The organism is Nocardioidaceae bacterium SCSIO 66511 (genome assembly GCA_023100825.1).
Lineage (GTDB): Bacteria > Actinomycetota > Actinomycetes > Propionibacteriales > Nocardioidaceae > Solicola.
The window spans coordinates 846168-869762 of record CP095846.1 but is presented as its reverse complement, the minus strand read 5'-3'; the positions used below and the strand labels follow the sequence as shown (position 1 = coordinate 869762).

The following is a 23595-nucleotide window of genomic DNA, read 5'->3' as shown; positions in this document are numbered from 1 at the left end:
GTGGCCGAGGTGATCGTGGTGGCGGCGATCTGCATTCACGATGGTGCGGGTCGGCTGCTGACCGTACGCAAGCGCGGCACCCATCGCTTCATGCTCCCCGGCGGCAAGCTCGAACCCGGGGAGACACCCGAGCTGGCCGTCGTACGTGAGACCGCCGAGGAGGTCGGCATCGTCGTCGCCCTCGACGACCTCGTACTGCTCGGGGAGTGGCGGGCCCCCGCGGCGAACGAGCCCGATACGTACATCGACTCGACGGTGTTCACCGCAGATGTATCCGATCCTCGTCCCGTTGTCGCCGGCGAGATCGAGGAGCTGCGCTGGCTGGACCCCGCCGGCGCCGAGGCGTACGACGACCTTGCCCCGATGCTCACGCTGAAGGTTCTACCTGCACTCCGCTGAACGAAATACCTGGTCGAAACGATGACATCGGTGAGATCATCTGCCGGTGACCATCGACCAGTTCCTCGCCTTCGGCGCAGCAGCGTTCATCCTGATCGCGATTCCCGGACCGAGCGTGATGTTCGTCGTCGGCCGTGCGCTCGCGTACGGCCGGCGTACCGCGCTTGCCTCGGTGCTCGGCAACGCGGCCGGAATGTTCGCACTCGCCGTCCTGGTGGCGCTCGGAGTCGGCCAGTTGGTCGCCACTTCGATCACGGCGTTCACCATCCTCAAGTACGCCGGCGCGGCGTACCTCGTCTGGCTCGGGCTGCGCGCGATCCGCAGCAGGGCTGCGTTCTCCGCGTCGCTCGCGACTCCCGAGTTCGCGAGCGCCCAGAGTGCGTGGCGGTCGATGCGCGAGGGGTTTGTGGTCGCCGTCGCCAACCCGAAGGGCTTCATCATCTTCGCGTCGGTGCTGCCGCAGTTCGTCGACCGCTCATCAGGTCACGTACCCCTGCAGATGTTGCTGCTCGGTCTACTCGCCGCGGTCGTCGCGGTACTCAGCGACAGCGTGTGGGCGCTGGTTGCGAGCGGCGTGCGATCCTGGTTCGCGCGGTCGGCGCGGCGGAGTGAGGCCGTGCAGGCGGTCGGCGGGTTCTCCATGATCGGTCTCGGCCTCAGCGTCGCCGTGACCGGTCGACACGACTGACGGGCCTGCAGGTTGGCACGGCGGCGTAAGGTCGCTGACGTGCCCGGATCGATACTCGGAACATCAGTCCGTCGCGTCGAGGACCCTGCTCTCGTACGCGGTCACGGAACCTACGTAGACAACGTACAGCCCGCAGGCGTACTGCATGCCGCCTTCGTGCGGTCGACGTTCGCTCATGCCCGCATAGCCTCGATCGACACCACCGAGGCGACCGCCCTTCCGGGAGTTGTCGCGGTGTACACGGCCGACGACCTCGGTCTCACGCCGTTCGCCGGCTTCTCGCCCGTCAACGAGGCCTGCAGCCGCCCGCCGCTGGCGACCGACCGCGTCCGCTTCGTCGGCGACTCCATTGCGCTGGTGATCGCCGAAACACCCGCCGCGGCAACCGATGCGCTCGAGCTCATCGATGCCGATCTGGAGCCGCTCGATACCGTCAGCGACGCCGAAGCCGCGCTGGCCGCGGACGCCCCGTTGCAGTTCGAGGAGCTCGGCAGCAATATCGCCGCGGGCGTACGCGACGATCCCGAGGTGGACCCGCTTGCCGGTGCCGACCACGTCGTACGCGCCCGGGTCGAGAACCAGCGGGTCGCCGTCGCACCGATCGAGGGCAACGCGTTGCTGGTCGAGCCCAACGGCGATCACCTCACCGTGCACGTTTCAACGCAGATGCCGCATCTGAGCCGCTCGATGATCTCGCGGACGTTCGGCCTCGACCGCGATGCCGTCCGCGTGGTCGCACCGCACGTCGGTGGCGCATTCGGTGGCAAGCCCGCGCTCATCACCGACCACATCGCGGTCATCGCGGCCGCCCGCCGCCTCGGCAGGCCGGTGAAATGGACCGAGACGCGCAGCGAGGCGATGCTGTCGATGCACGGGCGTGACCAAGTGCAGTACGCCGAGCTCGGCGTACGAGCCGACGGCACGTTCACGGGTATGCGCTGGCGGGTGATCGGCGACTGCGGCGCGTACGCGGGCTTCGGCGGCGCGCTGGCGCTCGGTCCGACGCGCACGATGGCTCAGGGCGTCTACGAGCTCCCCGCCATCCACTACTCCGCGATCGCAGCAATGACGAACACGACTCCGGTGGGCGCTTTCCGCGGGGCCGGGCGTCCGGAGTCGGCGGCGCTGCTGGAGCGGATGATCGACCTGGCCGCGGACGAGCTCGACCTCGATCCGATCGAGCTGCGCCGGCGAAACCTGATCCCGTCCGACGCCTTTCCGTACGAGACGCGCGTCGGCACCACGTACGACAACGGCGACTACGACCTGCCGCTACGCGAAGCGCTGCGGATCGGCGGCTACGACGAGCTCGTCGCCGAGCAACAACGACGTCGTGACGCAAACTCCGTACGTCAGCTGGGCATCGGCATCGCGCTCTACGCCGAGGTGACCGGAGGCGGCGCGGGTGAGTACGGCTTCGTCGAAGTGCACCCCGATGCGACGGTTACCGCGATGGCCGGCACGTCCGCTCACGGGCAAGGACACGCGACAGCCTTCTCGATGCTGGTAGCCGAGCGCCTCGGTATCCCGATCGAGTCGGTGACGTACGCGCAGTCCGACACCGATCGGGTGCCGCGCGGCAGCGGTACGGGCGGCTCGCGATCGCTTCAGCTCGGAGGAAATGCCGTCGTCGGCGCCGCCGACGCGGTTCTCGAGCAGGCGCGAGGCATTGCGGCGTCTATGCTCGAGGCCGCGGTCGAGGACGTGCAGCTCAACGACGCCGGCGAGTTCAGCGTCGCCGGCGTACCGAACGTCTCGCTGCAATGGGCAGAGGTCGCGTCGTACGCAGCCGAGCACGACTCCCCGCTGCGCTCGGGTTACGACTTTGCCGCGGAGGGCGCCACGTTCCCGTTCGGTGCGCATCTTTCTGCCGTCGAGGTCGACACCGAGACCGGCCAGGTGACACCGCTGCGGCACATCGCGGTCGACGACTGTGGGCGGATCCTCAATCCGCTGCTCGTACAAGGCCAGCAGCACGGTGGCGCTGCGCAAGGCATCGCACAGGCGCTCTGGGAGGAGTTCGTGTACGACGCGGAAGGCACTCCCCTGACCTCGACGTTCGCCGACTACGCGCTGCCGGCTGCGGCCGACGTACCCTCGCTCGAGGTGGCGAACACCGAGACACCGACGCCGCTCAATCCCCTTGGTGCCAAGGGGATTGGCGAGTCGGCGACCGTCGGCGCCACACCGGCGGTGCAGAACGCCGTCGTCGATGCCGTGAGCCATCTCGGCGTACGGCACATCGACATGCCATGCACTCCTGATCGCGTGTGGCGGGCGATCGACTCGGCGCGTAAAGGCGAGCCGCAGCAGCTGTGGCGCGAGCCACCGGCGGCGTTCGACTCGTTGCCGATCCGCGGACGCGCCGGCACCGACGAACCGGAGACCGCCGACATCTGACGGCCGGCTCGTCAGCGTTTGGGGAGAGTGGGCGTACGCCCGTGCAGCACGGTGATCAGCTGTGCAAAGAGCGAGTCGTCCTTGGCCGTACGCGCGAACGTCGTCAGGGTCAGCGGGGCCTTGAACCGCTGCGCTGCAACGGACTTCGGACTCGCGAACTCGCGTAGACCGTCTGCTCCGTGGATGCGCCCGAAGCCAGAGTCACCGACGCCGCCAAACGGCAGCGATGGAATCGCCGCGAACGAGATGACGGAGTTCACCGACGCCATGCCCGAGCGGATGCGTCGCGCGATCGCGTCGCCGCGGCGCTTCGAGAACACCGTTGCACCGAGCCCGTACCGGGACGCGTTGGCCAGACGTACCGCCTCGTCCATCGACGAGACCTTCGCGATCGTGACGGTCGGGCCGAACGTCTCGTCGGTGACAGCGAGGGAGTCCTCCGGCACGTCGACGAGCACCGTCGGCTGTACGAAGGCCTCGCCAACGGCGTCGGCTCCCCGACGAGGGCCTGACCCCCACGCCGGGTCGCGTCCTCGATGTGGTCGCGGATCACCTTCAGCTGCGACGGCATCGTGATCGGCCCGATCTGCCCGTCGACATCTGCGCGCACCTGCTCGGCCCGTGCGCGCACACCCGCGACGAACTCGTCGTGTACACGCTCATGTACGTACACCCGCTCGACGCCGGTACACGTCTGGCCCGCGTTCGACATCGCTCCCCAGACGGCCGCGTCGGCGGCCGCTTCGAGGTCAGCGTCATCGTCGACGACGAGTACGTCCTTGCCACCGGCCTCGATCACGACGGGAGTGAGTGTCTCAGCGCACGTGGCCATCACGCGTTTGCCGGTCGCCGTCGACCCGGTGAAGGCGATCTTGTTGACACCCGAACGACACAGAGCCGCACCGGTCTCACCGAAGCCCGTCACCACCTGCAGCACCGGGTGATCTGGCACCGCTTCGGCGAACGAGTCGGCGAGCCACTGCCCGACTCCGGCGGTGTACTCGCTCGGTTTGAAGACGACCGCGTTACCTGCCGCCAGCGCGTACGCGATGGAGCCCATCGGCGTGAAGACCGGGTAGTTCCACGGACCGATGACGCCCACGACGCCGAGTGGCTGATATTCGAGGTGTGCCGTGTGGTTGGCCATCAGGAGACCGGATGGGACCCGGCGGCGCCCGAGGACCTTCTTGGCATGTTTTGCGGCCCAGCCGAGGTGGTCGATCGCCAAGCCTGCTTCGAGCTGCGCGTCGGCGTACGGTTTGCCGGTCTCGTCGTGCATCGCTGCCGCGAGCTGTCCGAGTCGCCGCGCGAGTACGCCTTTCCATCGGTCGAGGTGTTCGGCTCGCCCGTCGAAGCCGAGCTCGCCCCACCACTTGGCCGCCTCGAATGCCTTGCCGACGGCCGCACCGACCTCCGCAGACCCGTCGACCGGGTGAGTGCCGACGACGTCACCGGTCACCGGGTTCAGCGACTCGAACGTTTTGGTCATACGCGCTCCTTCAGCAGGTCGGCGGCTCGTTCACCGATCATGATCGTTGGTGCGTTGGTGTTTCCCCGGGGTACGACCGGCATCACCGATGCGTCCACCACGCGGAGGCCGTCGACACCACGTACGCGAAGCTCGGGGTCGACGACGGTTTCATCGCCCGACCCCATCGCACAGGTGCCGACTGGGTGGTACAACGTCTGTGTCTTCGAGCGAATGACGGCGCGCAGGTCGTCGTCCGACGGCTGTGAGGTGGAGGGAAGCCACGGCTGCGCGAGGTACGGGGCGAACGGCGCATGCGTCGCGATCTCCACCAACCGCTGCATCCCGGCAACCTGCGCGTCGAGGTCTATCGGGTTGTCGAAGTACGCGGGGTCGATCTCCGGATGCCAATCAGGGTTGGCCGATCGAAGTCGCAACGTACCCCGGCTCTCGACGCGAACCAACGTCGACGCGACCGTGACCTTGCGCGACTGCGCCTCGTGCAGACCGTTGTCGTAGAAGCCGGTCGGCGCCATGTGCACCTGCAGGTCGGGCGCGTCCAACTCTGGCCGGCTCCGGAAGAACGCACCCGCCTCGCCGACATTGGAGGTCAGTGGACCGACGCCGCGTAGCTTGGCACTCAGCAGACCGCTGAGGTTGGCGAAGTCGATGACGTCGGTGGTGTCCTTCGTATGCCAGATCAGCGGCGACGCCGGATGGTCGTGCAGGTTCTGACCGACTCCGGGCAGATCCGCGACGACGTCGATCGCGTGCTCACGCAGGTGCGCGGCCGGGCCGACTCCCGACAGCATCAGCAGCTGCGGTGAGTTGATCGCTCCGCCGCTGAGTACGACCTCACCGTCTGCGTACGCGACCTGCTCATCGCCTTGGTGGCGGTACCGCACACCGACCGCGCGCGTACCGCTGAACTCGATCCGCCCGACGCGTGCGCGCGTTCGTACGACGAGGTTGGGCCGGTCGAGCGCGGGACGCAGGTAAGCGTCGGCGACCGACCATCGCAACCCGTCTTTGCAGGTCACCTGGTACAGCCCGGCGCCCTCCTGCTCCGCACCGTTGAAGTCGTCGGTGTATTTGAGGCCCGCCGCCACCGCGGCGTCGACCCAGGCATGACTGAGCTCGTGGGTGTAGCGCCGGTCCTCGACATGGAGCGGTCCGTCCATCCCGTGGTACGGCTGACCGAGCCGGGTGTTGCCCTCCGCGCGGACGAAGTACGGCAGGACGTCTTCGTAACCCCAGCCGGTCGCGCCGTAGGAGTCCCGCCACTCGTCGTAGTCTGCGGCGTTGCCACGGATGTAGATCATCGCGTTCATCGATGAGCATCCGCCGAGCGCCTTCATCCGCGGCCAGTACGCGCGCCGCGAGTCGAGCTGCTTCTGCTCGGTGGTCGAGTAGTTCCAGTCCCAACGGGTCTTGAACAGCGTCGGGAACATCGCCGGCACCCGGATCTCATCCGCGTCGTCATCACCACCCGCTTCGAGGAGCAGTACTCGTACGCCCGGATCCTCGCTGAGCCGGGACGCGACGACAGCACCCGCGCTTCCGGCACCGACGACCACGTAGTCGAATTGGTCGGCCATCGCGCTCTCCTCAGGTTGCGGCTCGCGTGCACAGTTTCCCACGAAGCGCGGCGCTCGACGCTTCCGTTCTCCTACCGGGCGACTTCCCGTCTGCCCGATTCCGGCCACTGTCGGCTTACCGGCTTCCTTCGGCCGGCGCAAAGACGCGGCGACGCGCGGAGGCGCCGTTTCGGTTCGGTTGCTCGGCGGCTTCCCCGCCACTTTAATATGGGACCGGGGTAACGTTCGGTTTCGGTGTCACATCCGTACCGGCGGCCACGGGCGTACCAACGAGCACGGTGAGCAGTCACTTTGCACGGTGTCCCTGCCATGCAGAGTGGAGTTTCACCATGTTTACCTGGTGAACGACCGCCACTGACCCCGCAAAAGCCGACCGAAACGGGTTAGCCGGCAAGCAACCCGATGCCGTAGCTGCGGCTCCCGCGTCGCCGCGTCTTTTACCCAGCCGGCGGAAGCGGGGAAGCCGAAAGCGACGAGAAACCGGGCAGACGAGTAGTCGTACCGAAGGAAGCGGGAAACCGACAGCGAGCGGAACCAGGCAGACGGGTAGTCGCGGACACAGGCGGGTAATCGCGGGAACGCCGGGCTCAGGCCAGCGCGCGGATAGCAGCGTCGAGCGCCCGGCGATCCGTGCGCCCGATGACCACCTCGACCACCTCTATGCCGTCCGGTACGCGAGACAGTGCCTCGGCAAGCGCCTGCTGGGACTCGACCCGTCGATGCGTGACTCCCATCGCGGCACAGAGCCGACCGAGATCGGCGCCCGTCGGGGTCGCGAAGATGCGCTCGAACGAGCCGGCGTACTCCTCGGCCCCTTGCTCCAGGGTGGCGAAGATGCTGCCGCCGTCGTCGTTCGCCACCACGATGGTCAGATCGGGCCGTGGCTCGTCTGGGCCGAGTAGCAACCCGTTGCTGTCGTGCAGGAACGTGAGGTCGCCGACGTACGCGAGGGAACGTGACGACCGGCGACCGAGAGCTGCCCCGACCGCCGTCGATACGGTGCCGTCGATGCCGGCGAGACCGCGGTTCGCCATCACCATCCGGCGTTCACCGACGGTGTACGGCAGCGACATCAGATCGAGATCGCGGACCGGGTTCGACGATCCGACGACCAGTAGCCCTTCCGGCGGCAGCGCCTGCGAGACGGTGCGCGCGACGTCGTACGGCGTCAGCTCCGTCTGGTCGGCCAACAACTCGTCGAGGAGCGTCCGCAGTCGCTCGTCGGCCGCGCGCCACTCGTCCAACCAGCCGTCGTCGACCGGTTCCGGCGCCTCGGCGGCTTCGACGACGCAGGCCGCCCCGCGCACCACCGGAGCGTCGGCGGACGCAACGACGACGACCTCGACGTCTGCGCGGTCCAGCAGCCTGGTGACCGGGCGCGACAACGTCGGGTGACCGAAGACGACGACTCGCTCGATCCGCTCGGCGAGCTCCGGTTTGGCGAGTAGCAACCGGTACGTGGCGATCGGATGAGTGCCGGTGCGTGAACCCGAGGTCGGCTCGGCGAGGAGCGGCCAGTCGGCGCGCTCGGCCAGTTGCCGCGCGGGCGGCCCCGCGTCGTCCCCGGCGATGACGACCGTACGCGGACCCGCGGCCAGCGGCACAGCATCGCGCTGGGGGCACGCGGGCCAGGTGGTCCACGGCGCCCCGTCGGCGCGCCCCGCCGGTACCTCGACCACCTCCGACACGAGCGGTTCACGGAAACAGATGTTCAGCTGGACCGGACCGGATCTGGTGGCCGCAACGGTGCGCGCGGTGACCGACCTCCAGTCCGCGGTGCTCTCGGGCACGACGTCGGCCGCCGGAATCTCCGCGTACCTCGTCACGGCAGTGCCGAACACCTTGACCTGGTCGGTGGTCTGGTTCGCGCCCGTGTCGCGCAGCTCGGCCGGTCGATCGGCACTGACGACGATGATCGGCACCCGGGCGTGCGCCGCCTCGAGCACGGCCGGATGGAGGTTCGCGACCGCGGTACCCGACGTCGTCACGACCGGCACCGGACGGTGCGACCCCTTCGAGAGCCCCACCGCGAGGAAGCCCGCGCTGCGCTCGTCGACGCGGACGTGCAGCCGCAGGGTCCCGGCCAGATCCGCGTCGTGGAGGGCGTACGCGAGCGGGGCCGACCGAGAGCCCGGCGACAGCACCGCGTCTCGTACGCCCGCGCGGACGAGCTCGTCGACGACGACCTGCGCCACGGCCACAGCGGTACTCACGGCGATCGCCTCGCTCGCCTCGTGACGGGGGTCACAGAGCTCGTCCCAACAGCCATCCAGACCACCTTCGTGACCTTACTCCTCAACAGCCGTTGCTAAATCGTGACTGCCCCGGATGGTTACGCGACCCGGCTAACGGTTATGTTCACACTCACAAGTGTCACGCGCGGCGGGCCGAAGTACGACTAAATGGGCCGGATCCACCGACGCGGCTTATTTTTGCGTCTACCGGGGTAAGGTCCTGTGCTGAAATTCATCATGCGCCGCATGGTCAGCTACCTGGCCATGCTGTTCGTGGCGACGAGCGCGACGTACTTCCTCGCGTCCTGGTTCCTCGATCCGCGCTCCAACTACCTCGCGATGCGTCCGCAGCCCTCCGACACCTCGATCGACAATTCGCTGAACTACGCGAACATCAACGACAAGACGTCGATCTTCGAGCGCTACGGCACATGGGTCAAAGACATCGTGCTGCACCTCGATTTCGGCAAGAGCCCACAGGGCGAGCCGATCAACGAGGTCCTCTGGCATCGGGCGCTGATCAGCCTCGAGCTGGTGACGATCGCGACCATCCTGGCCATCGTGATCGGCATCTCGATCGGCGTCGCGACCGCGATCCGCAAGTACAGCGCGGTCGACCGCACCGCGAACGCGGTCAGCGTGCTCGTCCTCGTCACCCCGACGTTCGTGATCGGGCTGCTCATCCAGCTCGCCTACCTGCGGTTCCACGAGTCCACCGGGATGAACCCGTTGTACGTCACCGGGCCGATCGAAGGCGGCTTCGTCGACTTCTTCCGCTACATCGCGCTACCGACGCTGACCCTCACTCTCGCCGGGTACGTCTCGTACCACTTCACCCAACGCACGTATCTGCTCGATACCATCAACGACGACTACGTACGTACTGCGCGAGCGAAGGGTCTCCGCAAGAACGTCGCCATCCGTCGCCACGCGCTGCGTACCTCGCTCATCCCGACGGCGATGGGCGTCGCATTGAGCATCACGACGATCGTCACCGGGTCGGTGTTCGTCGAGAAGATCTTCTCCATCAACGGCGCCGGCTACTACTTCATCGACACGCTGAGCAAGAACGACATCAACGGCACCGTCGCCGTCGCGTTCCTCGGCGGTGTCGCGACCTGCGTCGGGCTGATCCTCGCCGATCTGGCGATTGCGATGCTCGACCCGCGGATACGGATCTAGAAGGAGGTACGCGATGACTACCCCCACCGTCACCACAGTCGAGGCCGACGAGCGCGTCGCGATCCAACGCACGTCCAAGGGTCGCCTGCTCGTACGCCGCTACATGCGCAACAAGTCCGCCGTCGTCGGATTGTTCATCGTATTGCTGCTCGTCGCGTTCACGCTGATCGGACCGATGTTCGCCAAGTACGAGTACGAAGAGCTCGACTTCCTGGCCCTCAAGGAAGCCCCGTCGGGGGATCATTGGTTCGGCACCGACAACGCCGGCGGCGACCTGTTTGCGCTGTCCATCCGCGGTCTCGGCCGTTCGCTGATGATCGGCTTCATCGCCTCGATCGGCATCACCGTCATCGCCGCCCTGGTCGGCACTGCCGTTGCGTACTTCGGCGGCTGGATCGAGAAGGTGGGCACCTGGATCCTCGACATGTTGCTCGTGATCCCCGCCTTCCTGGTCATCGCGATCGTGACCTCGAGCGCGTCCGGCACCAACGGCTGGCTCTGGCTGACCCTCGCGCTGATGCTGCTCGGCTGGGTCGGATACGCCCGAGTGATCCGCTCGGTCGCGCTGTCGCTGCGAGAGCGTGAGTACGTTTCGGCCGCCAAGTTCATGGGCGTCGGCTCGTTCACGATCCTACGGCGGCATCTGATCCCCAACCTGGGCTCGATCCTGATCATTCACACCGTGCTCGGGGTCGTGTACGCCGTCGAGCTCGAGACGGCGCTCTCGTTCGTCGGGTTCGGTATCAACCCGCCCGACACCTCGCTCGGTGTGCTGATCGACAACGGGTCCAAGACCCTCGACACGGCACCCTGGATGTTCCTCATCCCCGCCGGGCTACTCGTCGCGCTGTGCTTCGCGATGACCATGATCGGCGACGGCCTGCGCGATGCACTCGACCCGTCGTCCGAATCGGGAGGTAAGGCATGACCGCCGAGCCACTGAGCTCCGCTCCGACGTTCGGAGCACCCGACGGCACCGTGCTCAGCGTGCGTGACCTGCAGGTCGACTTCGCCAGTGAGGCCGGCAAGGTGCAGGCCGTCCGCGGAGTCTCGTACGACCTGCGGCCCGGGCGTACTCTCGCGATCGCGGGTGAGTCCGGATCCGGCAAGTCGGTCACTTCCCTTGCCATCATGGGTTTGCTTCCGACCACCGCCGCCGTACGCGGATCGATCATGTTGGGCGACCGCGAGTTGGTCGGCCTCGACGACGCGGAGCTGTCGGGCATCCGCGGCAGAGATATCGCGATGATCTTCCAGGATCCGCTCTCCGCGTTGACGCCGGTGTTCACCATCGGCGAGCAGATCGCCGAGGCGCTCGACGTCCACCAGGACCTCACCCGCGCCCAAGTACGAGAGCGCTCCATCGAGCTCCTCGATCTGGTCGGCATCCCTCGGCCCGACGAGCGGTTGAAGTCGTACCCGCACGAGTTCTCCGGCGGTATGCGACAGCGGGTGATGATCGCCATCGCCATGGCGAACGACCCGAAGGTGATCATCGCCGACGAACCGACGACTGCGCTCGACGTCACCATCCAGGCGCAGATTCTCGACGTACTCAAGACCGCACAGCGGGAAACCGGGGCCGCGGTCGTGATGATCACTCACGACCTCGGCGTCGTAGCCGGGATGGCCGACGACGTGCTCATCATGTACGCCGGCCGCCCGGTCGAGCGCGGCACGGTCGACGACATCTTCTACCGGCCGCAGATGCCTTACACGATGGGGCTCCTGGGCGCGGTGCCGCGACCCGACCAGGGCAAGGCCGAGCGCCTCGTACCGATCGAGGGCAATCCGCCCGCGCTCGTCGATCTTCCTCCGGGGTGCCCGTTCGCGCCGCGCTGCCCGATGGTCGAGGATCGTTGCCGCACCGAGGAGCCTCCACTGCTGGCACATCAGGAGCCAGAGGACCACGTCGTCGCGTGCGTACGTGCCGGCGAGTTCGTCGCTCGCGGGTTGACGCCCACCGATGTGTTCCCCGTACCGGAGGCACCCGAGTCGGTCGTCGGCGACGCGCCTCGGTCCGAGCTCGAGAGCGTGCTCGAGGTCGAGGATCTGAAGAAGTACTTCACGCTGACGAGCGGCATGCTCCGTCGCAAGGCCGGCACCGTACGCGCCGTCGACGGGGTCACCTTCGATATCAAGCGCGGAGAAACGCTCGCGCTCGTCGGCGAGTCCGGCTGCGGCAAGTCGACCACGCTGCTGGAGATCATGCAGCTCAAGGCACCGGAGAACGGCCGCATCGTCGTGATGGGCACCGACGTCGGTGCCGTGAAGGGCCGGTCCGAGCGGCATAAGCTGCGCGGTGACCTGCAGATCGTGTTCCAGGACCCGATGGCATCACTCGACCCGCGGATGACGGTGTACGACATCCTGGCCGAGCCGTTGCGCGCCCAGGGCTGGAATCGCAAGCGGATCAACGACCGCATCGGCGACCTGATGGAGCTCGTCGGGCTCAACCCGGATCACGTCGACCGCTTCCCCGAGCAGTTCTCCGGCGGTCAGCGTCAGCGCATCGGCATCGGCCGGGCTCTCGCCGTGGAGCCGGAGCTCATCGTGCTCGATGAGCCCGTCTCGGCGCTCGACGTGTCGATCCAGGCCGGCGTGATGAACCTGCTGGAAGACCTGCAGGCCAAGCTCGGGCTTTCGTACCTGTTCGTCGCGCATGATCTGTCGGTCGTACGCCACATCGCAGACCGGGTCGCGGTGATGTACCTCGGTCGGGTCGTCGAGGTCGGGGAGATCGAGCAGGTCTTCACCCACCCGCGGCATCCCTACACCGCCGCCCTGCTCTCGGCCGTGCCCATTCCCGACCCGAAGGTCGAGCGCGAACGTGAACGTACGTTGCTCACCGGCGACCTGCCCAGCGCGACCCAGCACCTCGAAGGCTGCCGGTTCCGCACGCGGTGCCCCGTCTATCGCGAGCTCCCCGAGGAGGATCGCAGCCGCTGTGAGACGGACGATCCCGGACTGCTCGGCGAGGGGGTGGTCGACCAATTACGTGCGTGCCACTTCCCGAGATGAGAGTCGAAGAATTCGACGCAGAGACACAACAAACCCAGGAGGGTTCATGAGGATGAAGCAGACGCTCGCGGTGGTCAGCACCGCCGCGTTGCTGGCTGTCGCCGCGTGCGGCGGGGGCGATGATGAGGACACGCAGAAGGTCGACAAACTGTCGGCCGAGGGCGTGCCCGTGAACTCGAGTCCGCTGCCGATGCCGGAGCAGGGCGTCGCGTACAACAACCCGCAGTCGCGCGACAACGTCAAGGACGGCGGCACACTCACTCTTCCGATCGACAACCTCGGTCCGAACTTCAACGGCTTCAACGTCGACGGCAACAGCGTTTCGGGGTCGGAGATCATGATGTGGACCCAGCCGTCACTCTGGGACTACGACGAGAAGGGCAACCCATCGCCCAACCCGAACTTCCTCGAGGACGTAGAGCAGATCAGCGATGATCCGCAGACGGTCAAGTACACCGTCAACCCGGACGCGAAGTGGAACGACGGCACGCCGATCGACTGGCGCTCGTTCAAGACGACCTGGATCACCAACAGCGGCGACAGCCGGTACAACCCCGCGTCGACGGTCGGCTACGACACGATCAAGAGCGTGAAAAAGGGCGACAAGGACAACGAGGTTCTCGTGACCTGGAAGACCCCCTCGTACCCCTACGAGCTGGTCTTCCCGCAGCTGCTGCACCCGAAGAACGAGGATCCGGAGTACTACAAGAGCGGCTGGATCAACAACATCGACAACGACCTGCTGGCGGGTCCGTACGTGGTCGACAACCTGTCCAAGGACACGCTCACGCTCAAGCCGAACCCGAAGTGGTGGGGCCCGGAGCCGAAGCTGGACACCGTCACGTACAACCAGATGGAGCCGAGCGCTGCGGTCAGCGCCTTCCGGAACGGCCAGATCGACGACGTCGAGATCGACAGCGGTGACGCTCTCGAGCAGGTGCGCGATGTCGACGGTGCCGTGATCCGGCGCAACTACGACAAGTCGACGGCTGTCTACAGCTTCGGTCAGGACAGCGCGCTGTTCAAGGACCAGGAGGCGCGCGAGGCATTCGTGATGGGCACCGATCGCGAGCAGTTGATCGAGATCGCCTTCCAGGGCCTCGACTGGGAAGAGGAGCCTCCCAACTCGGCGAACATCTTCCCCTGGCAGGACGGCTACGAGGACAACCTTGGTGATCTCGGTAAGTACGATCCCGAGGCAGCCAAGAAGGTCCTCGACGACGCCGGCTGGACCGAAGGCGACGACGGGTTCCGCGAGAAGGACGGCGAGGTCGCGGAGTTCACGTACGTCAACTTCGGCGATGATCCCGTTGCCGAGGCGACGGCCCGTGCACAGCAGCAGATGGCCAAGGAGATCGGCCTGAAGATGAACATCGACAACCGGCCGGCCGCAGACTTCTCCAAGGCACTCACCGATGGCGACTACGACGTCATCAAGATGGGCTGGTCGAGCACGGACCCGTACGGCTACGTGTGGGCCTGCCAGCTCATGTGCAGCAAGTCCGAGAGCAACTACTCGGGCGTGGGCACGCCGGAGATCGACAAGCTGCTGAAGGAGGCGCCGACTCACGAGGACTCCGCCGACGCGATCGCCGCAATGAACGAGGGCGAGAAGGAGGCGCTGGCCATGGTCGGGATGTTCCCGCTGTACGCGGGCCCGAAGATGGATGCCGCGAAGAAGGATCTCGCGAACTACTCCGGCACCAGCGGCGCCGGCCTCGCCGGGTTCATGCTCCCGCACGCCGAGGACATCGGCTGGCAGAAGTAGTCACCCGGTCGTAGACCGAATCGAGGGGCCCGTCGCGTCAGCGGCGGGCCCCTACGTCTGCGAGGCGCGCGGCCCAACGCTTGGCCGTCTCGTCATCGGCGCGTACGTCGGCGAGGTCTGGCTTCGGCTCGGGGCGTACGACCGGCAAGGCACCGTCGATCGGCGTGAGTGGGTCATCGACGACGTCGGCCGTCAGCAGCCTGGTGGTGGCGAGGCCGCATGCGTACGGCAGTTCCGGAAGCGCTGCGGCGAGGGCGACTCCGGCAGCGATGCCGATCGACGTCTCGAGCGCACTGGAGACGACGACGGGCAGGCCGATGTCGTTGGCGATGCGCAGGCAGGCGCGCGCTCCCCCTAGTGGCTGGACTTTGAGCACCGCCACGTCTGCAGCGCCGAGCTGCTTCACCCGCATCGGATCGCTCGCGCGCCGGATCGACTCGTCGGCCGCGATCGGCACATCGACCCGCTTGCGTACGGCAGCGAGGTCTTCCACCGCGGCAGTCGGCTGCTCGACGTACTCGAGCCCTGCGGCGGCCCGGTCGAGCGCGCGGATCGCGATGACTGCATCGTCGACATCCCAAGCGCCGTTGGCATCCACTCGGATTCGTGCGTCCGGACCCAGCGCGTCGCGTACGGCCTCGACACGGGCGATGTCGTCGGAGAGCGTCTGGCCCGGCTCGGCGACCTTCACCTTCGCGGTACGACAGCCGTGGTCGCCTCCGGCGATCGCCCGCGCGCGGTCGGCATCGACCGCGGGAACCGTGCAGTTGACCGCTACTCGGTCACGTACCGGCTCCGGCCACGGATGCGCCGCCGAGTCGAGTGCGGCGTCGAGCCACGGCCGAGACTGCGACGCGTCGTAGTCCCAGAACGGGCTGAACTCCGCCCAGCCCGCCTCGCCGCGCAGCAACATGCCGTCGCGGTTCGTGATGCCGCGGAACCGCGTGCGCATGGGGATCGAGTACGTGAACATGTCCACGCAGCGCAGCGTACGCGCCACCAGCCGCTGAGTCGGCTGGGCCGGCGGCGGACATCACTGGTTCGCGACAGCTCGCAACGCCAGCCGATCGACCTTCCCGTTGGCCAGTAGCGGCATCGAGTCGAGTACGACCAGCTGGCGCGGCGCCCAGGTACGTGGGAGACCGGCCGACTGCACGGCATCGCGTACGGACGCCAGGTCGATCGCGTCGGCAGCGACGACGCACGCAACGACCCGCGTACCCCACTCGTCGTCGTCGACGCCGACGACGGCCGCGTCGACAACCGACGGATACGCACGCACCGCCTCGGTGACTGCCGGCAGCGGTACGTTGACGCCGCCGCTGACAACCACGTCGTCGATTCGGCCGATGATGCGCAACGTGCCGTCGGCGTCGACCTCACCCAGGTCGGAGGTCGCGAACCAGCCGCCATCGAGAACGGCATCCGTTGCCGCCGGGTCATCGACGTAACCGTCGAAGCGCATCGGGCCGGCAAGGTACACACGTCGATCGTCGCCGATCCGGACCGTGACGCCGTCGAGCGGCTTACCGTCGTACACGCAGCCGCCGCTCGTCTCGCTCATCCCGTACGTGCGAACGACGCGTACACCCGCCGACCGAGCCTCGGTCAGCAGCGCGGGAGACGCGGCCGAGCCACCGAGCAGCACCGCGTCGAACCCTCGAAGCAGTCTCAGCTCTCCCGACGTCGCCAGACGGTGCAACTGCGTGGGTACGAGAGACAGATAGCGCACCTCGGCCGACAGCGCAGCAACCGCATCCGCAAAGGTCGGATGTTCGGCCGCGACGACGGGTTCGTACCCGGCGAGAAGCGAGCGTACGACCACCTGCAGCCCGGCGACGTACGTGGCCGGCAGGTCGAGCAGCCACTGCCCGGGGCCGGCCAACCGGTCGTCCGTCGCGCGTGCGGATGCGACGACGGCGGCACGGGAGAGCGCCACGTTCTTCGGCTGCCCCGTGGAACCCGAGGTCGACACGATGACGGGCTCGGCCGGCTCGGGACCTTCGAGCCAATCGCGGAGCAGTCCGATCAGCTCGCGTGGCGTACCCGTCAACGGGCGCAGGCTCGGTTCGGTCATCCCGGCAAGAGTATGAGGTCTCAGACCTCGGTACGCTCACCGCACCATGAACCCCGCACTTCCGCTCGCCGCCGCGGTCGGCGCCGCCCTGCTCGTCGCTGGATGCTCCGACGACGGGTCGGACACCGCCGACGACGCAAATCCGCCAGCAGCGTACGCGAATGCGCTCGCCCTGCTTCCAGCCTCCGCAGGGAGCTTCGAGTTCCACAACGTTGCTGCGACCGAGAAGCGGCTGAACCTCGACGGCGAAGCCGATGCCGAGAAGTACATCAACGGCGCCTCCGACGCGCAGTGGGGCGTGTCCTCGCTGGTGCAGTACCTCGCGGTGGACGGTTCGCCCTTGCGTGCAGCCGACATCGAGTGGGAAGCGATGACGTACGACGACTCGCCGCTGACGATTCGAGCCGTCTCGGACGACGTCGACCTCGAGGCGACGATCGGCGAATTGGAGAAGGCGGGATACGCGTCGAAAGCCGCCGACGACGGCACGTTGCTCACCGCCGACGTCAACGACTTCGAACCCGATGAGGCCGCTCTCTATCTCGATCTCGGCACCGCCATCCTCGTACAACCCGACGAGCGGCTCGTCGTGTCGGCACGAGACGAGGAAGGTCTGACCGAGTACACCGACGAACACGAGACGCTCGCCGATGCCGGTACGTTCGACGGTCTCGTCGACGGCGACGAGATCGACGCCGAGTATGTCTACGCTCAGTCGGGCGAGGAGAGCTGCGACCCGATGGCCGCATTCGGCGGTCATAGTCACGCAGACCCGGAGACGGCGGCACAGGCAATGGAGCCGTACGAGGATCTCGAGTCGCCGACTGCGGCGGCTGTCACCATCGGACCACGCGACGGCGATCCGGCAGCGCTCGCTCGGCTTCGCTTCGGCGATGACGAAACCGCGGAGTCCGATGCCGACCATCGCCGCGAACTGCTCGAGGACGGTAGGTCGCCGGTGTCGAACCAGCCGTTCGCCGACTACTTCACTGTCGGCGACGTCACGGTCGACGGCTCCGTGCAGTCGATCGCTATCGAGCCGGCCGAGTCGCCCGCTGTGGTGTTGCAGATGATCCTCAACCGCGACGCACCGTTCCTAGTGTCCTGCGTTTGAAGTGGATTTACGGAAGGCGTCGTCCAGGTGGATGCATCCGCAAGGACGAGGAGGACGGGCATAGTCGGTCCTATTTCCGACGACGAGGACGCCGCGGGGCGCCGCCTGGGCGGCGAAAGACGTCAAGGTACTTCAAACGCAGGGCACTAGCCTGCGCACCGGCATCCTGACCGACCGGTCCCGGCGTCGGCCGCGTCGACCGGTGCTGCCAGAATTGCCGCTCGTGGCAACCGCATCGCAATGGATCGAGGGCGCTCGCCCGCGTACGCTTCCGGCCGCCATCTCCCCGGTCATCGCCGGCACGGGCGCTGCCGCGTACGCGGACTCCGTCGTGTGGTGGCGCGCCGTGCTCTGCCTTGTGCTCGCGCTGATCCTGCAGATCGGCGTCAACTACGCAAACGACTACTCCGACGGAGTGCGCGGCACCGACGACGAGCGGGTCGGCCCGCTTCGCCTCGTGGGCTCCGGCGTCGCGACAGCGAGCTCGGTGAAGACGGCCGCGTTCACCTGCTTCGCCGTCGCAGCCGTTGCCGGCCTAGTGCTCGCAGCCGTGACGACCTGGTGGCTACTGCTGATCGGCGCCGCCGCCATCGCTGCCGCGTGGTTCTACACGGGCGGTTCGACACCGTACGGCTACCGCGCCCTCGGCGAGGTCAGCGTGTTCGTCTTCTTCGGCCTGGTCGCCGGAGTCGGCACGACGTACGTCCAGGTCGAAGACATCACCTGGCCGTCGGTCGCAGCGGCCGTCGGTCTCGGGGTGCTGATCTGCGCGATCCTGGTCGCGAACAACCTGCGCGACATTCCGACCGACCGGGAGTCTGACAAGCTCACCCTCGCCGTAGTGCTCGGCGACCGCGGCACCCGGATCCTGTTCGTCGCGCTCCAGATCGTCGCACTGGTTGTGATCGGCGTACTCGTCGTCGCCACCCCGTGGGTGCTGCTCGCACTCGTCGCGCTCCTGCCGGGCGTACGCGCTGTGCTGCCGGTCGTACGCGGGGCGACAGGCATGGCGCTGATCCCGGTGCTGCAGAACACCGGACTCACCACCCTCGCGTACGGCTTCGGGCTGGGTATCGGGCTGGCACTGGGCTGAGTCGGCGCAGCGTACGACTCAACGCCCGACCGGCCGTGCCACCTCTACGAGATGATCGATGACGTGGCCGTACGTCTCGCGCGCCCGGTCAGTGTCGCGGTCGACCAACCAGGCAAGGCTGATGCCGTCGTTGACGGCGACGATCAGGCGGGCGAGTGAGCGCACCGGCACACTCCATTCGATGTCCGCCGCCTTCGCGACCGCACCGAGCGCCGCCGTGGCCGCGTCGAAGTAGCACTGGTACTGCCAGTCGGCCAGCTCTGCGAGCTCGGGATGACGCAACGCGTGGTCGGTCACCTCGTACGTGAGCAGGTGCACGTCGGGCTCCGACTCGAGGGTCGTCCACAACGCTTCGAACGCCCGCTCGAGACATTCCCGTACGTTCGTACCCTCGATCTGCACCGACGTGACGCGCTGGACCTGTTCGTCGGCGATCGCCTTGATCATGTCGCCGAGCAGCTCTGTCATCGACCGGTACACGTAGTGCACGATTCCCGGGGTCGCATCCGCCTCGGCGGCGACGGTGCGGGTGGTCACGGCGCCGACACCTTCGCGGGTGGCGACCCGGATCGCAGCCTCGACGAGCTGGTCACGACGATCCTCGGACGAGATGCGCCCCAACGTCCACCCCACAAGAAACCGATTCCCGGGTTCACCAGCCTATGCGGGTTGCCACCGTTGCGCGAGTCAGAGCGTACCGCCGGCTCGTCAGTAGGAGGGTGCGACCGAGAGATCGAGTTCGTCGAAGCTGGTGACACCTGGATGGTCACCGAGATCGTCCTGAGCTTCGCCCGGGCGACGAACCCCGACGGTTGACCAGCCCGCCGTACTCGCGGCGTCCAACGCGCCACGAGCGGCCGAGAGGAACACCAGGTTCTCTGGAGGTGAGTTGAGCACGCCTGCTATGCGCGTATAGGCGGCGGGTTGAGTCTTCACGCCGGTGGTCCGGCTATCGAAGTGGCCACTGAACAGGGACGCTACGCCGGCTTCGTCGCTGTAGGAGAACCACTGCTGCTGGACCGGCGCCGCCCAGGACGAGTAGACATACAGCGGGACACCGGCCGCTTGCCAGCGGACGAGTGTCCCGTGGACGTCGGGGAACACGCTCCCCCGCAATTCGCCGGAGACGAAGCCTCGTCGGCAGATCGCATTCTGCAGGGTACTCAGCGGTGCCACCGCTCGGCCTTCGTCGCTCCACCTCTCGAGTACCTGCGCAACCTCGTGCACGTCGGCCTCGGACCGACCGACCACGCGGCGTACGTCGGCGACGACATCGGCTACCACCTCGCGAAGCTCGGCCTCGGGTCGAACCACGGTGTTGATGAGGCGAGTCCGCGCGTACGAGTACGGGCCCCTGGTGAACTCCGCGCTCGGACTCATCGTGCCTGCGATATCGAGGACCACACCGGCCGCCGCGACGAGTTGGCGACCGTTCGAACCCGTCACGTGTCGCATCGGACTTGCGTGGCGACGGTACAAGGATTCGGTGACGTCGACGCGTCGTTCACTGCCATGCGTGGCTCCCGTCCAGTACGCGTGCCATCGTCGTTACTCCGAAGTCGGCTTGCCCCGAATCGCCGGGGACGACACCCGGGCACACCATGACGACCCGAATTGACCATGTAGCGCGGTGCCCATGCGGCTGCCTGTCGTGAATCTTTCGGCAACACGACGCCACGGCGAGGTCATCCGCGGGTGGTTGGACGCAGCCGGCGATCGCCTGCCGTCGACACACTCGGACTTCCAATGGATGAGCGGTTCAACGTAATACCCGACACGAATGTGCACTCGCGTCGTCGGGTTGGCCGAACGTATGCCACAGGCGCCACAGCTGTTAACACTCCGTACGTCGAGTTGCGATATTAGGCTGGCAGTCGGCTCCGGCAACAGATGCGAGAAAGACTCCTTCTACGCGCCATCACGCTACGTTATAACGCCCACGTTTAGCGCGCCGACCGGCGTTTTGCAACCTACGAGAAACATGTTTTGATCCTCGCTCAATCGGCAACAATTCGAGTACCGGCGACACAACCTCGGGGCACGACCGCCGGGTACGCATGCCGAGGGAGAATTCAACCTTGAGGATCACCGACGCGCCGTTGAGCGCAATGAACCGTACGAACCCCTTAACCTCGCGTCCGGCAACGGACGCCGCCGGGCAGACCTTATCCGCCGATGCCCCAGAGAGCCGACGGCGACGTCTCCCGCGCGACGACATCCAGTTCTTACGCTGGCCGCTGCAATATTGCGAACGCGATCGCTTCCTGAGCAACCGCACTCCTGTGCTGTGGGTCGCGGAATCCAACGCAGAAGCACCGGAATGTACCGATCCGCTAGAGGATTGGGTGCGACCGCCACTGAAACAAAGCGACGTAGATGCCCGAGTCGAAAGCCTGATTCAACGGGCCCGGAACGAGCAGATTCCGGCGATAAGTCCAGACAATGTCCTGTGTACGAACGCGGCACGATTGCCACTGGCCGATACCGAGGCAGCGATCATGCACGTACTCGTCGACAACTTCCAACGAGTCGCCTCACGCGATCAGCTCATCGAGCGCGCCTGGGGCGAGGAGTGCGATGACCACCGCAACGCACTCGACTTACGCATCCTGCGTCTGCGGCGGCGCATCAAGCCCGTCAGACTCGCCATCGTCACCGTGTGGGGTCGCGGCTACCTGCTGGAACCGGCATGACCACGCCCGGAGAGCTCGTCATACCTGCCGCCGGACCCGGCACAGCAGGCCATACAGAGTGCCCGATCGCGACCGAAATGCGCGTAACGACCGCTGTCACCCTCTTCGAGGAGACCGTTGCTCGGCACGCTAGCGCTCCCGCGGTCGTGGCACCGGACCGCGCACTGACGTACCGACAGCTCGCACGGGCGTCGCGTCGCGTGGCACGACGCTTGATCAAGCGCGGAGTCGGACCGGAATCGATCGTCGCGCTCATCGCAGACCGTGACTCGAGCGACTGGCTGGTCGGACTGCTCGGGGTCCTGCAATCGGGCGCGGCGTACCTGCCTCTCGACCCGTCCTACCCGGCCGAGCGAGTCGCGTTCACGATCGCCGACGCCGGTCCGGAACTCCTGCTGCACACGGGTCGGCCGCCCTGGCCGGTCGACATCGACCACATGGCGATCGCCGAAGCGAGCGCGCCTGGCGTGCCCGACCACGTTGTCGCCGACACCGAACGACTCTCATCGCTGTGTCCGGACAACCTCGCGTACCTGATCTACACCTCTGGCTCGACCGGTCAGCCAAAAGGCGTGGCGATCACGCACGACGGGATGGACCGGCTCAGCTCGACTCAGGCTCGCAGGATCGGCACCGGCGAAGGCGACCAAGTGCTGCAGTGGGCGTCACCCAGCTTCGACGCCGCGTTCTGGGACATCACGCTGGCGTTGTTGCACGGTGCAACGCTGCACCTCACCACGTCCGAAGAGCTGCTTCCCGGCGAGCCGCTCGCAAACACACTCACTGATCGCCGCATCACCCACGCGACTCTGCCGCCTGTCGCACTCGGCGCTTTGGACCCATCGGGCGATGTGCTCCGTGGCGGAACCGTCGTCTCGACGGGCGACACTTGCACGCAGGGAATCGTCGACGCGTGGGCGCCCGGGCGTACCCTCATCAACGGGTACGGGCCGACCGAGACGACCGTCGGCGCAACTCTGAGCGATCCCCTGCATGCCGGGCACCGCGCCGACATCGGCACCGCCTTCGAGGACACCCGCGTCGACATCGTGAACGACGACCTCACCGCCGTCGACAGCAGCCAGGTCGGCCAGATCAGGGTCGGCGGCCACGGCATCGCGCGCGCATACCTCGGCCGGCCGCGGCAGACTGCTGCGCGATTCCGCCCAGACCCGAACGGGAATCCCGGCGAGCGGGTCTACCTCACGGGCGACCTGGGTTTACATCGCCCGGATGGGCATTTCGAGTTCGTCGGACGGAGCGACGCCCAGGTCAAGCTACGCGGCTTCCGGATCGAGCTAGGAGAAATCGAAGCGACGCTCGCCGCACACCCGGCAGTGTCCACTGCGGCCGTCGGGGTACGCCAGCTCGAGCCGGGGAGCGACAGCATCATCGCCTGGGTGACGCTAGCCGCGGGCGCCCATCTCGAGGACGTGCAGCACGACCTTTCCGACAAGCTCCCTCGCTACATGCTGCCGGCCCGACTGATCGTGCTCGACAAGATGCCAGCCAATGCGCACGGCAAGATCGACCGGTCCCGGCTCCCCGTCTCGGGGGACTCCCTCGGGCGTGACGACCCGTCCGGGTCGGCCGAGCCGAGTGACCACTCGCTGCTGTCGAGTGACGTTTCCGGCGACCTCGAAGGCATCGTACGTGAGCTGTTCGTCTCGAACCTGCCAGCAGTCGACGCGGTCGGATCCGACGACGACTTCTTCAGCCTGGGCGGGGACTCGATCAAGTTCACCCGACTGATCAGCATGCTCACCAAACGAGCAGGAGTACGGCTGCCACTGCGCGACGCCTTCGAGGCGGCGACTCCGGCAGGTCTGACCGCGTTGGCCGACCGCCGCGCCTGATCTC

General features: G+C 67.0%; 17 protein-coding genes and 1 pseudogene. 11 read left to right on the top strand and 7 right to left on the bottom strand.

Translation table 11 applies throughout. From position 1 onward, the window contains the following. Genes MU582_04015 through MU582_04005 form a run of 3 tightly spaced genes read left to right on the top strand, consistent with a single transcriptional unit; the run spans position 1 to position 3487 of the window. Positions 1–399 (top strand): NUDIX domain-containing protein, encoded by a 399-nt coding sequence (locus tag MU582_04015; GenBank protein UPK75815.1) that lies wholly within the window; start codon positions 1–3, stop codon positions 397–399. A 46-nt stretch (positions 400–445) separates the two neighbouring features. Then, positions 446–1087: a LysE family translocator gene (locus MU582_04010; GenBank protein ID UPK75814.1), complete on the top strand. Its 642-nt coding sequence runs from the start codon at positions 446–448 to the stop codon at positions 1085–1087. 39 nt (positions 1088–1126) lie between these two features. After that, positions 1127–3487, top strand: a complete 2361-nt coding sequence (locus MU582_04005; GenBank protein UPK75813.1) for a xanthine dehydrogenase family protein molybdopterin-binding subunit — start codon at positions 1127–1129, stop codon at positions 3485–3487. A gap of 11 nt (positions 3488–3498) precedes the next feature. Here the strand turns inward: MU582_04005 and MU582_04000 are convergent. The 3 genes and pseudogenes from MU582_04000 to menD form a co-directional block, all read right to left on the bottom strand. Continuing rightward, positions 3499–4976 (bottom strand): annotated as a pseudogene (locus tag MU582_04000) (aldehyde dehydrogenase family protein). Next, a complete protein-coding gene (locus tag MU582_03995; protein UPK75812.1) occupies positions 4973–6553 on the bottom strand; it encodes a GMC family oxidoreductase N-terminal domain-containing protein in 1581 nt (526 codons plus the stop codon). The pseudogene MU582_04000 and the gene MU582_03995 overlap by 4 nt, the downstream one beginning before the upstream one ends. 587 nt (positions 6554–7140) lie before the next feature. Next, positions 7141–8766, bottom strand: coding sequence for a 2-succinyl-5-enolpyruvyl-6-hydroxy-3-cyclohexene-1-carboxylic-acid synthase (gene menD / locus MU582_03990; GenBank protein UPK75811.1), 1626 nt, complete (start codon positions 8764–8766; stop codon positions 7141–7143). Positions 8767–9033: 267 nt separating this feature from the next. Between menD and MU582_03985 the strand changes: the two genes are divergently transcribed. Genes MU582_03985 through MU582_03970 form a run of 4 tightly spaced genes read left to right on the top strand, consistent with a single transcriptional unit; the run spans position 9034 to position 14758 of the window. Then, positions 9034–9969, top strand: coding sequence for an ABC transporter permease (locus MU582_03985; GenBank protein UPK75810.1), 936 nt, complete (start codon positions 9034–9036; stop codon positions 9967–9969). 13 nt (positions 9970–9982) lie between these two features. Then, entirely contained in the window at positions 9983–10897 is a 915-nt protein-coding gene (locus MU582_03980; protein ID UPK75809.1) for an ABC transporter permease, read from the top strand. Then, positions 10894–12990, top strand: coding sequence for an ABC transporter ATP-binding protein (locus MU582_03975; GenBank protein ID UPK75808.1), 2097 nt, complete (start codon positions 10894–10896; stop codon positions 12988–12990). The genes MU582_03980 and MU582_03975 overlap by 4 nt, the downstream gene beginning before the upstream one ends. 46 nt (positions 12991–13036) lie before the next feature. Then, entirely contained in the window at positions 13037–14758 is a 1722-nt protein-coding gene (locus MU582_03970; GenBank protein ID UPK75807.1) for an ABC transporter family substrate-binding protein, read from the top strand. 37 nt (positions 14759–14795) lie between these two features. Here the strand turns inward: MU582_03970 and MU582_03965 are convergent, their stop codons facing one another. After that, a complete protein-coding gene (locus MU582_03965) occupies positions 14796–15731 on the bottom strand; it encodes an o-succinylbenzoate synthase (protein UPK77103.1) in 936 nt (311 codons plus the stop codon). A gap of 60 nt (positions 15732–15791) precedes the next feature. Next, entirely contained in the window at positions 15792–16835 is a 1044-nt protein-coding gene (locus MU582_03960; protein ID UPK75806.1) for an AMP-binding protein, read from the bottom strand. A 46-nt stretch (positions 16836–16881) separates the two neighbouring features. On the opposite strand from MU582_03960, the gene MU582_03955 reads away from it, so the two are divergent. Together MU582_03955 and MU582_03950 are read left to right on the top strand one after the other, a co-directional pair. Continuing rightward, positions 16882–17949 carry a hypothetical protein gene (locus MU582_03955; protein UPK75805.1) on the top strand — a complete coding sequence of 356 codons (1068 nt, stop codon included), beginning with the start codon at positions 16882–16884 and terminating at the stop codon, positions 17947–17949. A 223-nt stretch (positions 17950–18172) separates the two neighbouring features. Then, entirely contained in the window at positions 18173–19042 is an 870-nt protein-coding gene (locus tag MU582_03950) for a 1,4-dihydroxy-2-naphthoate polyprenyltransferase (GenBank protein UPK75804.1), read from the top strand. An 18-nt stretch (positions 19043–19060) separates the two neighbouring features. Here MU582_03950 and MU582_03945 read toward each other — a convergent pair whose 3' ends face one another. Then, positions 19061–19663 (bottom strand): TetR family transcriptional regulator C-terminal domain-containing protein, encoded by a 603-nt coding sequence (locus MU582_03945; GenBank protein ID UPK75803.1) that lies wholly within the window; start codon positions 19661–19663, stop codon positions 19061–19063. Positions 19664–19750: 87 nt separating this feature from the next. Next, positions 19751–20497: an acireductone synthase gene (mtnC, locus tag MU582_03940; protein UPK75802.1), complete on the bottom strand. Its 747-nt coding sequence runs from the start codon at positions 20495–20497 to the stop codon at positions 19751–19753. Positions 20498–21120: 623 nt separating this feature from the next. Here mtnC and MU582_03935 point away from each other — a divergent pair. Beyond that, on the top strand, positions 21121–21735 hold the full coding sequence (locus MU582_03935) for a winged helix-turn-helix domain-containing protein (protein ID UPK75801.1): 615 nt from the start codon (positions 21121–21123) through the stop codon (positions 21733–21735). Further along, entirely contained in the window at positions 21732–23591 is a 1860-nt protein-coding gene (locus tag MU582_03930; GenBank protein UPK75800.1) for a non-ribosomal peptide synthetase, read from the top strand. The genes MU582_03935 and MU582_03930 overlap by 4 nt, the downstream gene beginning before the upstream one ends. The last annotated feature ends 4 nt before the right edge of the window (positions 23592–23595 follow it).